Genomic DNA, 13,421 nt, shown 5'->3' with positions numbered 1-13,421 from the left:
TATAGGCTTATTAATTTTCTTATTGATAATATAAATGTATTCCTGTATTGCTTATAAACGAAGCATTGCATTTGAATAAGTTTTGCTTCATTAGGAGATTAAGATAGAAAATTGAATGGTTTGTAAATATTTGAACAATTGTATATACGGATTGATGAAACTTTTATTAAGTATAGTACTATTTATTATAGTAAGTGTATCTTACTATGGATCAGCTGCAAGTAATAATGATATTTATTTTTATCATATAGGGATACAGGATGGTTTAGCCCAGATCAATGTCATGTCGATTTATCAGGATGAAATGGGTACCATGTGGTTTGGAACGACAGAAGGCTTGAACCGGTATAATGGACAAACGATGCAGATATTCAGGCCATCGGAAGAAATAGACAGGATTACCCAAAATATGATCTATTCGATACAGGGGGACAAAGCCGGTTCTATCTATATACATGCCGATAATAACCTGATAAGATATGATATAGCCTCACAAAAGTTTAGGATATTACCTGTAAAGAATATAAAAGCGGTATTTTCACGGAAAAATTCCTTGTGGGTCGTGACAGGTAATGAAATTTTACAATATGATAAAAAATCCGACACGTTTATAAAATATGCCCAAATAACAGCCGACATAGGAAATATAAAATGCTTCTACATCAACGACAAGCAATCATGGGTGGGCGGAACAAAAGGTTTGGCTATCATTTCTGGCAATACTGGAGAAAAACAGGAACATATACTAAAAAATGAAGATGTCACATGTCTGTTCGAAGACAGCAGGGAATGTATGTATATAGGAACTTATTCGAGCGGCATGTATGTAATCTCTCCTTCCCGGGATATAACAAACTATAAGCATAGCCCCGGTAAGAATTCCATCTCAAACAACCAGGTGCGTACAATAATAGAAGATAATACGGGTGCAATATGGATCGGGACTTTTTTCGGATTAAACCGATATGATCCGGAATCCGGATTATGGAAAAAATATATCAGCAATGACAACATACCGTATGCCCTCAGCCATAATTCAGTCTTTGCCTTATTGAAAGATATTCAGGGAACAGTCTGGGTTGGAACTTATTTCGGAGGGGTCAATTATTTCAATACAGAAATAGATATGTTCCGGTATTATGGGGCCAGTTCTACAAACATAGATTTTTTGAGTTTTCCCTTTGTCGGAAAAATGACAGAAGATGGAAAAGGTAATCTTTGGATATGTACTGAAGGCGGAGCCCTAAATTGCCTAAATTTAGAAAGCAGGCAATTTTCCCGATTCATGTTTAAGAACAACAATCTTGAAACGACCGAATATAATAACCAGAAATGTATCTGGTACAGGCAAGGCACAGAACAGCTTTATATAGGTACATACAACGGAGGTCTGGTTATATATGACATAAATAAGCAAAATTTCAGAAGGATTCTGTCCGGTACAGCAAATCCTTATTCCCTTCCCAACAATACAATTAACAAAATGCAATATTATGATGGATGCCTGGTACTGTTAACGCAATCCGGATTTGCGAAAATGGATATGGAAAAAGAAGAGCTACACCCTCTCAGCACCAATCCGGACATAATCCGTCAGCTATCCGGTATTGGCTTATATACATTTCTTATCGACAGCAATGACAGGCTGTGGATACAAAAGGGAGGAATTACAAGTATAAATTTAAAGACCAAAGAAGTAAGAAACTTTAAACAGGATCAAAATGGAAAAGACATTATAAGTTCCAATATAACGGATATTTATGAAAGCAGTTCCGGTGATATTTACTTTTCAACTGTAGGACATGGAATTTTCAGATATACTCAAGAATCGGATAAAATAGAAACTTATACAAAAAAGGATGGTTTGAAAAGCGATTATTGTTATTGTATATCCGAACTGCCTTCGGGAAAATTGCTATTGCTTCACAATAAAGGCATCTCAATCCTGAGTCCGGAACAAATAAGCAAGCCCTTATTAATGACAACACCTAAATTCCCATTGACAGGATTCAATTACGGAAGTAGCGTATACGTCACCAAAAATAAAGAGATATTCATCGGCGGGGTGAACGGGCTGGTTTCATTTTACGAAGAAGACCTGAATAAAAAGGACAATAAATACACGTTATATTTTGACAAACTATATGTTAACCATCAACTTGTTGTGCCGGAAGACAAATCCGGTATATTAGATAAATCGTTATTTTTATGCGATGAAATAAAACTAGGTTCCGAACAAAACAATATTATCATAGAATTTGCCTCTTCCAATTATTTAAATACAACCCATAGTTATGAATACAAACTGGAAGGATACGACAATGAATGGATACATACGGACAATCCGGTAATAACCTATACCAATCTGAATGCTGGCTCATACAAGTTATTGATACGGGAGGAACAAGACGGAGAAAAATCCAGCCAGATTTATATGCTTGCCATTCATATCAGCCCTCCGTTCTATCTGAGCATATATGCTTATATATTATATTTTATATTAATAGTTTTAATTACCGGCGCGGTTTTCAGATTTTATTCACAGCGTATTAAACTGAAAGCCACCCAAAAGGAAAAGATACAAATAGAAGCCTTAAATCAGAACAAACTTCGTTTTTTCATGAATGTGTCCCATGAATTCAGGACACCCCTGACTTTAATTTCAGGACAGATTGAACTTCTGTTAACCCAAAAAGACCTGACAAATAAAGTCATACACAAACTTCTGCGAATTCAAAAAAATACAAACCATTTATTGAATCTGGTAACAGAGCTGCTTGATTTCCGAAAACAGGAACAGGGTTATAACAGGTTAAATCTAAAACAGGTTGAGCTTATAGCCTATATGAAAAGTGTATTCTCCATATTTCAGGAATATGCATTGAAAAAGCGGATAAAATTCACCTTTCAGTATTCCGAACCGGACATCACGATATATATAGACCCTGTACAATTTCAGAAAGCAGTCTATAATCTTTTATCAAACGCATTTAAATATACGCAGGAAGGAGGCAATATCAAGTTGGACATAGCAATTAAAGGACAACAGGTCTATATAAAAGTAATAGACAACGGTATAGGTATCCCACAGGAATCATTATCCAAAGTTTTCGACAGGTTTTATCAGGTAGAATACCCGGCATCCGGGATTACATCAGGTACAGGAATAGGGCTGGCTTTAACAAAAGGAATAGTTTTGGCGCATAAGGGTGAAATATATGTCAAAAGCACATTAAATGAAGGAAGTACGTTTGTCATCGTGTTAAATTTAGGAATATCGCATTTCTCCAAGCAGGAACTGGAACAAAAAGACACAAGCAGCCAGAGCTTCCTGCCTGTGATGAATGATAAAATTCAACTTAACGATCTGACAGAGGACGAAACAGAACCGGACAGTCCAAGACCAAATCCGGATGCACCTTCTGTATTATTTGTCGAAGATAATGAGGAACTATTGAAAATATTGACGGAAGCATTTTCAATACAGTATAATGTATATAAGGCCACTGATGGAAAAACAGGCTGGGATATTATCCTAAAATACCTGCCAGACATTGTGGTGAGTGATATAATGATGCCGAACATGACAGGTAAGGAATTGTGTTATAAGATAAAAAATAATATTTACACGTCTCATATCCCTGTGGTATTACTGACAGCACAGGATTCCGAACAGCAGATACTGGACGGATTGTTGTTCAATGCCGATGCATATATCACAAAACCGTTCAGTATGAGCATACTGTTATCTCAATGCAATAACCTGCTGAATAACAGAAATTTATTATATAAAAAATTCAGAAACAAAGAGTTTGTAACTGACAATAACGAAGCACAAATAACAGGTGATAATGACAATTTATTGCTCAATAAAGCAATAGAAATAATAAAGTCTAATTTTGAAAACACCGAATTTGACATGAACAGGTTAGCGACAGAACTGGGATTGGGACGAACAAAATTATACATGGTCATAAAACAGGAAACCGGTCTTACTCCAAATGAATTCACACTGAATCTCAAATTAAAAGAAGCTGTAAGATTACTTGAGAACCGTCCGCAGATGAATATTTCAGATATAGCTATTTGTTTAGGATTTTCTTCAACCAAATATTTCAGTAAATGTTTCAAAACTTTTTACGGTATTAATCCGCAAGACTGGAGACGTAAAAAAGACAAGCCGGAGGAAAATTAAATAATATGTAAAGTACCGGCTTTGAAAGAAAATCATAATATATCATTCCGGCTTGGCTTTTATCCCATAAACATTCCATTCCTTCTCCGGATGTTTCACAGGCTCCGGCATTATCGTTTCCCGGGTTCTATCAGTTATCCGTATCACATCCCCTTTCCGGGTATTTATTTCAATCAGGCCCTGAGCCTTATCGATAACAGAAAAAGCGATTCTTTTACCACCTGTATCCTCAATATTGAGGTTATCCGCATCCATGTTTGTCTGTAAATGGCACAATCCGCCCCTTTCACTCTCCACCTGTATAAACACTGTTTCTCCCTTATCACGGGCTGCGCTTACCAGAAAAGCCCCCTCCGTCCTGAAATTAATAAAGGATGCCTGTGGCCAGCTATCCGGCACAGCAGGAAAAACCCTTATTTTGCCTCCCCACGATTGCAGGTAAAGCTCTTGCAGGGAAGCTGCCCCGGCCAATGGGGTCTCTATCACCGGCCCTGTTTCCTTATACAGTGTATTGGGCTGTATATACCTGTCGAGCAGTCGCTGTAATTGGACAACAGCCTTTTGCCCGTCTCCTGTCATGGCATACATGGATGATGAGCCTGTAAAGGAATATCCCTGCAAATAATCCGGCATGCTTTGCCAATATGAGATACTCCTGGAGATAAGCTCCCTGTTTTCAGGTTGTTCCCAATTGACCAGATATAACGGGTATATCATCAGTAAATGGGAATAATGGCGGTGCGAACCGGTCAGGTTTACATTTTCTCCGATCATAAAGCCTTTTGCCGGATCGACGGGGTAAGGAGTCAGGTTGTCCCTGAAATCTTTCCAGTCGGGAGCTTTTTTATCATCTAACTTGTAAGTTTCATTTATTTCCAGCAATATTTTGAGTCCCCATTGAAGCAGGGACAGATCATAATTACAATTCTTCGCCGTTTTGTATTCGGGCGAGGCCGTTTCGGGAAGATGATATTTGCCGTCCGAACGCTTTTCCCTTATATGCTCATAATAGGCGATGCTCTTCTTTAAGAGGGGATAGAACTTATTCAACAGTTCATCCTCATCCTGCAAATATGTGCAATACTGATAGTAATAGTATAATATCCATGTCAGATTGCCGGTCTCGTAGAGCATTTTATTGTCTATATCCGGGTTCAAAGGTGAGAACAAATGGTAGCTGGTGCTCCTGCCTATAACAGCGGCATCGGCTTTCCATCCGTCAACCGTTACGTTGTCGATCAGGTTTTGCAGGTTGTCGTTTAATGAGCTCCATAAGGGTTCGGACAGTTCAGCCCTGTTTGCAGTAAACAAGGGGGAATATGTCAACTGAACATTCAGGTTCATCCAGATGGCCGGCCATGGTGTTTTCTCCATCGCCCAGGGTCCCTGCAAGTCTATGATATACTTATCCGGACGGGTCAGGCATCCTAATTTATACTGCTGTATCCAGTAAAAACTTTCCATTTTAGCATTGCCAAAAGTGGCAAAGCTCAATGGATAATAGCTGTGCCACCATTGCCTGTGGCTGTCTTCTATAGACAGGGCCGTTTCTTTCGATGCATCACCGATCGTTACTTTAGCCTTTTTTACAGCCGATTCTTCGTTTGCTTCCTGCGCGACAGTTATAAGGAACCGGCGGGAGTTTCCTTGTTTTCTTATCTCACACCATGCCACACAATAAGTCTTCCCGCTTAATAAATCCTGTACAGATAGATTATAGTTGCCATCCCTGTATATTTTCACATCCGGATTTGGATTATCAATATATTCCTGCGGGTAATCTTCTCCTCCTGCCGTATAACGGGGGCTGATAGCTTTTAACGGTCTCCATTCCCATTCGAAGTCACATTCGCTACCTTCCGTCTCTGTTTCCAGCACAATGACATCCCTGGTTGCATGCACATAACTTTTAAATGCGATTCTTCCCATGTCTGTCGTCACGGTTCCTATTGTGGTTGCGTCCCACAGATTAAGCCTCATGTGTTCGGAAAGTGTTTTTCCTGCGGGCTTCATCAGAAAGTAACCGATGGGAAGCCTTGCGCCGTGATATAAATTCCTGTATTGCGATTTATCCACAGGCATTCTCCCTTCGGTAACGTCAACCCTCCCGATATGGAATTTATACGCGTCACCTTCCTTATAGACATTATTGCCCAGAAGCCCGTTTCCCATGATAGCACCCGTATAGTAATCGGGAACTATCTTATCCCATACCAAGTCGTGCCGGGACAGGAAAGATGGCCAGTCGATTTGTCTTGTGGATACTTTCTTTTGGGGAAAAAGGATTGAAGAACAAGAAATGAACAACAGTAAAAAAAGGATATTTGCCTTCATTATATAAAATCTTTAAGATACCCAAAGAATAATGCCACAAAAGTAACAAAAACACCCTTGTGGCACTATACATATATATAATTTATTATAAGATATTACACCCCATCAATATTTCCAACCCGGAGTCTTTTGGAGATTTGGATTTTTCTCAATCTCTGTTTGAGGAACAGGCCAGATATATAAATCATTATCAACAGGCCAGGTATATGCACGGAAATTATTACCCCAAACGCCTTGAGAGCCCTTTCCCCGGTTAAATTTCATATCTTTCCAGGTACGCCATCGCATTTCGTCAAAGAAATCGACGCCTTCATTTACGAATTCACGGCGTCTTTCGTCACGAACATAATTGCGGGCAATCGTCTGATTAGCAAAACCGGCATCTAAAGTTGGCATGTCCACCCGGTCACGTACAAGCTTGACCATTGCTTTGGCTTTGTCTGGCTGATTCAATTCTACATATGCTTCCGCCTGCCAAAGCAAAACATTCGCATAACGGATAAGTGGCTCATCAAGAGGCCCGTCTTCCCGCCTGGCAAGTCCTGTACCTTCATAAACGAATTTCCGGTGGAAATAAGTAAAATTACTACCATCATCCGTTGCCATGTCAGCCCTTTGACTGGCAGCAGGCGCCGCACTATTCGAACCCAACGGCCATCTGGAGTAAACTTCCATCGCATTACCGGCTCCGGCAAAGCTATACCCCCCTATAAAGCCTGCATAAGGCGTGATAAAATTAGCTTCAAGTCTTGGGTCCCGGTTTGTGTACACCTTTCTTATACGCGCCTCGTTTCCATAAGGAAGATAATCATTTTTTGTATTCACGGCTTTATTTACAATATCCCTTACCTTTTTCCGGACTGTTTGGTCCAGTGGTTTTCCGTCCCCCTCCTGCTTAAGTATATTTCCGGATGCATCCAAAGTATCGCGTAAGAAATAAACTGCACGGTCGGCAGGTTCTGTAAGAGCGCTATATCCGGGAATCACATCATCCCAATTAAATGGTGCGCTATCCAAATTTTCGTACAAATCGGTACCGGCAGGAGCAGGAGTCTGATTTCCCCAACCGTTTGCTGTTCCCGAATAAGCGAAACGACTACCTACAAATTTTTGAGAAATAGTACCGTAATCCGTATCTCCAGTATGTTGTATACTGAAAATCATTTCTGCACAATGTTCATTGGCTTCGGTGAACAGTTCTTTATAGCCGCCCTGAAACAATCCGTAGCCACACTTTCCCACTTCTTCAAAATCGGCAACTGCTTTGTTCAACAAAGTTTCATCTTTGGAAACAGTTCCATCCTCAGCATATTTTGCTCCCTGATACAAATAGGCTTTACCACGCAAAGCATAGGCAGCACCTTTACTGACACGTCCCGTATTATCTTTATCAGGCAGATTTCGTTCATTAATAGCATCAGTGAGATCATTAACAATAAGAGCCCATACATCAGCTTCGGGAGATTGCCCTTTCGTACAGTCTTCGATAGCTACCGGTTCCGTGTAAACCGGTACGCCAAGCCCGTCCCGTCCGAATAATTCATTCAAACGGAAATAAAAATAGGCGCGTAAGAACTTAGCTTCCGCTATTAAACGAGCATTTTTTTCTGCCGAAGCGGGCGATTTTGCCGGAATATTTGCTATTGCATCATTGGCACGATGGACTCCTTCATATAGTTTTTGCCATGTTTTTTTAAAATAGTCGCTCCCCGGATTAATAGATCCGCTGGTAAGAGATTCTGCTCCGTGCAATTGTCCGGCCACACCCCAACGTTCAAATCCGAAAGTACTGCCGAACCCTTTATCAAAATCAGCATCATAAGCACCCGGAGCCCAATCGTACAAGGCGGAGTATATACCGGCCACACTCTGATCCACTGACTCTTCCGATTGCCACATACTACTTGATGCCAGAGCATTATAAGGTGTCGTATCTAAAATATCTGTACAGCTATAATATCCGGATATTATAATAACTGTCAATATATAAAATATATTCTTTTTCATAATTTTATTTTTTCAGGTTAAAAACTAACATTTACACCCAGAGAAAGTAAGCGGGAAATAGGGTATATATTCAGTCCACCTCCGATTTCAGGATCGACACCCGGATACTTGGTAATTGTCAACAGGTTTTCACCTGACACGAATATTCTGAGATTATTGACATACGCTTTCCGTGTCCACGCTTTTGGGAAAGTATAGCCTATTTGCAGCATTTTGAGTTTCAGGTAAGTGGCGTCATATAAGTACTGGTCATTTGCTGCATAGGGCCCATTTCCACCCGTACGCAGACGGGCATATTCAGCCGTCAGGTTATTGCGGGGATCATCCCAGATAGGAGCGCTAGTCTCTTTATTATACGCGAGATAATAAAATTTACTCTGGGTATCGAGAGGCAGAATATCTGTTTTAGAGGCCAGATTGTTTTGGTTAGCGCCTCTTTCACGCAAATAATACCAAAAGCCGCCTGCCCCAGCCCATGTCATACTTATATCAAAACCATTCCACTCAGCAGACAGGTTTAAGCCGAAGTTATACTTGGGAGATGACGATTTTCCGGTAAACTGGCGGTCATAATTATTTCCATAATTGCCATCTCCGTTCAGGTCGGCATATATATACTCACCGTACCATAAACCTTCGCCCTGTTTTACTGATGCTCCATTAAAAGAATTTCCTGCAGCAATCATATCCTGTACCCATTTCAGGTCGGCCTCGGAGCGAATCATACCGTCTTTAGGCCCCCCTTGAGGATTTACGCTACCATCATTATTATAATAAGTTCCGGTTCCATGATACCGTGTCCGGAGATAATATTCATCGAAAATATGGCCTTCCACACGAAGCGTCCCTGTTTCAGAACCAGCACTTGTCACTTCACCGATATTGCTTTGATATACACGCTTACCGTCCTTATCTACCCAGCCTTCTTCAAGCTTACCGAGATATTTCACTACCTTGTTCTGGTTGTAAGAGAAATTACCGCTTACAGCGTAACGAACATTGCCTATTTTATCATTCCATCCGAGTGTGACCTCCAGACCATTGTTACGCATGTCCGATGTGTTTTTTGTAGGTGCACTTGCAGTTCCCATGGTCAGGTAAATAGCCGGAGAGGTAAGGATACCTTCAGTCAGCCGGTCATAAATATCGAATTCAGCAGTCAGGCGGGAATTCAGGAATGAAGCATCCAGACCAATCCCTTTGGATGTCACACTTTCCCATTTCAACAGCGGATTTGCTATTTTTGATATTGCCACACCGTCGGAAATGACATTATTGAATACATACCGCGCCTTAGCATACACAGCCTGCCAGTCGTAATATCCGGAAGTTGCATTACCCAGCCGTCCCCACGAAGCACGAAGTTTTAAGTTACTAATCTTGTCATTGAATGGTTCGAAAAAACTTTCTTCACTCACACGCCATCCGGCAGAAAACGAAGGGAACGTACCCCAACGGTTATCGGGTGAGAAAAGGGATGAACCGTCGCGGCGAAAATTGGCCTCGAATAGGTAACGACCTTTATAAGCATAGTTTAAACGGCCAAAATAGGAAATCATTGCGTAATCCATTTCAGGCTTGTTCTTATCCTCACTCTCGTTGGGGTTACCACTTATTTCATACATATCCGACCCTGTGGTAATATCAGTAACATCAAAACTAAGCAATCCTTTTTTGGTAGCCTTTACACCCGACTTGTTAAAGTAGAACTGTTCATAGCCAAGCATAACACCTAAATCATGAGCTTCTGCGAATTTTGTATTGTAATTCAGTGTGACGTTCGCCGTGTATTGCTCCTGTTTGGCGTAGGACCGTGTAGTAGTAGCGTCTTTCAGAGTCGTACCCGGTTGTAATATAGTGCCTTTTCGGAATGTATAACTGTCCAGATGACGGGAGTATGTTTTACTATCATAGAAATAATTCTGATAGTTTATGCTAGCCCGTCCGGTCAGACCTTTGTAGATTTCCGCTTCTGCATACCACGTGGTATTGATACGTGTAGTCGTATTAACTCCTCCTATTGCATTTACATCCCGGAGAGGATTTCTTACATCGTTTTTCTCTTTCGGGCTTTCAGGCGCGCCGTATTTGCCGTCATAATAAGGGACGATACCTCCGACTGTCTGAAAACGGTATGTATTCACCTGATCGAGATTCCCGGGATCTTTACGTTGCCGCATAGCATAAGTTTGCGTCCCTATTTTCAGGAATTTTGTAATCCGGCTTTCAACATTTACACGCGCGTTAAAACGGTCTATTCCCGTATTCTCCAAAGTACCGGGATTGTCATAGTAACCCAGAGACAACAGATAGTTACTGTTCTCGCTCCCTCCCGATACAGACAGATTATGTTTCTGGGAATAAGTAGGAGCAAACAGGATATCACTCCAATTAGTATTCGGATATGCGAGATAGTTAGGTACTTGGTTCCCGTTGTCGGGATCGGTGTATATTCCGTTCGGGTTTGCCTTAGCCGCCCTCCATGCAGCAATTTCTTCACTGTCATAGGTACTGGTAGCCTTCGGATTATTGGAAAATTCAGCCATATTGTATAATTCCATATAATCGGCATAATCCGAAATAAAATCAAATACCCTGCTGGCTTTAGTCTGCGAGAAAATACCGGTATAAGTAACTTTTGGCGCAGCATTTTTTGCACCTTTTTTGGTAGTGACCAATATCACACCATTAGCTCCACGCGATCCGTAGATAGATGCAGAGGCGGCATCCTTAAGTAAGCTGACGCTTTCTACATCTTCAGGATTTACAGAATTCATATCGGCAACTGCACCGTCAATAATTACCAGGGGTGAACGATAACTTCCATCGAAAGTTCCGATACCGCGGATGCGGATATTCGCCCCGTCACTACCCGGGTTTCCTGAACTTTGCCGTACTGAGACGCCCGAAGCCAACCCTGTGAGCATCGTGGATAAGTTCGGAGCGGCACGGTTCTCGATTTTGTCAGCCTGTACTGCCGCAACCGAGCCAGTCAGGTTTATCTTCTTTTGTACGCCATAACCGACAACAACGACCTCATCCAGTTCTTTACTTAACTCTTCAAGCGTAATGTCAATTGTAGTCTGATTACTGACCTTTATTTCCTGAGTTTTGAATCCAACATATGAAACAACCAGAGTAGAATTACCATCAGGAACGTTTAAAGAATAATTCCCGTCAACATCCGTCATGGTTCCGTTGGTCGTTCCTTTTATCGAAATACTTACACCGGGAAGAGGCTCTCCATTACCATCTTTCACCACTCCTTTAACAATTTTTGCCTGCTGATATGTTTCGTTTACCGCGGCAAATGAATTTACAGGAATAACTCCTAAGAATAAACATACGCCTAATATAAATATAGGTATCGGCGTATAAAACCGGATTTTATTGTCCATAGATTTTTTTTAAGGTATTAAAGAATAAAAAATATTTTTCACAAATATTTATATATATATGTATTTTAGATTCTATTATTGTACGAATAAAGGGCCAGAATATTCCGCGCGTACAATTTTATACCATAATATGAACATTTTTACTACTTGCGGAGTATTATCCTCTCTACTTTTGTATATGGATACTATCTATTAAAAATATTTATGAAAAGCATATGAAATCTATGAAAGCATTTCGTTTTAAGCATACTATCTTGTTATGCTTGTTATTTGTTATATCCACAAGTGCCTTTTCTCAGAAAGGAAGATCTCATCAACCCAGAGTATCTGACAGGACTTATTGGGTTAGTTTGCTGTATGAGATATCCGAACCCGTGCTTATGAATATGAGCAAAGGCGAACTGAAAAAGAATATGGTTCTCGAACTAAGTCCCACCTGGGACGGACGAAATAAAGATGTAGCTTACACAGAAGCTTTTGGACGTTTGATGGCAGGTATAGCCCCATGGTTGGGCTTACCGGAAGATGATGCTACCGATGAAGGGATAAAAAGAAAACAATTAAAAGAATGGGCGTTAAAAAGCTATACCAATGCCGTGAACCCGGATAGTCCGGATTATTTGCTGTGGAGGGGGCATCAGCAGGCTCTGGTCGATGCAGCCTATATTGCCAATAGTTTTATGCGTGCGCCGGAAGCATTATGGAATCCACTGGACAAGGTCACAAAGGAGCGATATATTAAAGAGTTCAGGAATTTACGCTCTGTTCGTCCGGCATATAATAACTGGCTGTTATTCAGAGCCATCATAGAAGCCTTCCTTTTATCCACCGGAGAAGAATATGACGGCTTCGCTCTGGATCTGGCTATCCGTAAACTGGACGAATGGTATCTCGGAGATGGCTGGTATTCGGATGGAGCGGATTATTCCCTCGATTATTATAACGGATATGTGATGCATCCCATGCTTGTGGAAATAACGGAAGCCATGGAACAAAAGAAAATTTATACACCCCTCGGTTTTAACCTGGCATTAAGGCGTATGCAACGCTACAACCAGTTATTGGAAAGGCTTATATCCCCCGAAGGCACCTTTCCGGCGGTAGGCAGATCAATGACATACCGGCTGGGAGCTTTCCAAACCCTGGCATTGTCCGCATGGAAATACGGCTTACCTGAAACGATGACAAACGGGCAGGTGAGAAATGCCCTGACTGCTGTTATGAAAAATATGTTCTCTGTGGAAGGGAATTTTGGACAGGAAGGATTTCTTCAATTAGGATTTGTGGGACATCAGCCGGAACTGGCGGATTATTATACGAACAACGGAAGTCTGTACATGACTTCTCTTGTGTTTCTGCCCCTTGGCCTGCCGGCAGATCACCCTTTCTGGACAGATACTCCGGAAGACTGGACATCACGTAAGGCCTGGAGTGGTAAACCATTCCTAAAAGATTACCATGAATCTGTCCGCAAATAATATTCTGCT

General features: G+C 41.1%; 5 protein-coding genes. 2 read left to right on the top strand and 3 right to left on the bottom strand.

Annotated elements, in window-relative coordinates; genetic code table 11:
- The first annotated feature begins 154 nt into the window (after positions 1–154).
- A complete protein-coding gene (locus tag IR083_RS03800; protein ID WP_194223298.1) occupies positions 155–4,195 on the top strand; it encodes a two-component regulator propeller domain-containing protein in 4,041 nt (1,346 codons plus the stop codon).
- A gap of 42 nt (positions 4,196–4,237) precedes the next feature.
- On the opposite strand, the gene IR083_RS03795 is transcribed toward IR083_RS03800, so the two are convergent.
- From IR083_RS03795 to IR083_RS03785, 3 genes are all read right to left on the bottom strand, one after another.
- Positions 4,238–6,529 (bottom strand): glycosyl hydrolase family 95 catalytic domain-containing protein, encoded by a 2,292-nt coding sequence (locus IR083_RS03795; protein ID WP_194223297.1) that lies wholly within the window; start codon positions 6,527–6,529, stop codon positions 4,238–4,240.
- Between the two features lie 105 nt (positions 6,530–6,634).
- Positions 6,635–8,536 (bottom strand): RagB/SusD family nutrient uptake outer membrane protein, encoded by a 1,902-nt coding sequence (locus IR083_RS03790; protein ID WP_194223296.1) that lies wholly within the window; start codon positions 8,534–8,536, stop codon positions 6,635–6,637.
- Positions 8,537–8,553: 17 nt separating this feature from the next.
- The gene (locus tag IR083_RS03785) at positions 8,554–11,934 is read right to left on the bottom strand and encodes a SusC/RagA family TonB-linked outer membrane protein (RefSeq protein ID WP_194223295.1); all 3,381 of its coding nucleotides are present in this window, start codon (positions 11,932–11,934) and stop codon (positions 8,554–8,556) included.
- 224 nt (positions 11,935–12,158) lie between these two features.
- Here IR083_RS03785 and IR083_RS03780 point away from each other — a divergent pair, with 224 nt between their 5' ends.
- Complete coding sequence (locus IR083_RS03780) at positions 12,159–13,412, top strand: DUF2264 domain-containing protein (RefSeq protein WP_194223294.1); 1,254 nt, start codon at positions 12,159–12,161, stop codon at positions 13,410–13,412.
- The last annotated feature ends 9 nt before the right edge of the window (positions 13,413–13,421 follow it).

It is taken from the genome of Dysgonomonas sp. GY75 (genome assembly GCF_015234155.1).
Lineage (GTDB): Bacteria > Bacteroidota > Bacteroidia > Bacteroidales > Dysgonomonadaceae > Dysgonomonas > Dysgonomonas gadei.
This window is presented reverse-complemented; position numbering and strand designations above follow the sequence as displayed.

Coding starts and splice junctions, on each gene's coding strand:
- IR083_RS03780 (WP_194223294.1), top strand. CDS start 12,159: ATGAAAGCATTTCGTTTTAAGCATACTATCTTGTTATGCTTGTTATTT.
- IR083_RS03800 (WP_194223298.1), top strand. CDS start 155: ATGAAACTTTTATTAAGTATAGTACTATTTATTATAGTAAGTGTATCT.
- IR083_RS03790 (WP_194223296.1), bottom strand. CDS start 8,536: ATGAAAAAGAATATATTTTATATATTGACAGTTATTATAATATCCGGA.
- IR083_RS03795 (WP_194223297.1), bottom strand. CDS start 6,529: ATGAAGGCAAATATCCTTTTTTTACTGTTGTTCATTTCTTGTTCTTCA.
- IR083_RS03785 (WP_194223295.1), bottom strand. CDS start 11,934: ATGGACAATAAAATCCGGTTTTATACGCCGATACCTATATTTATATTA.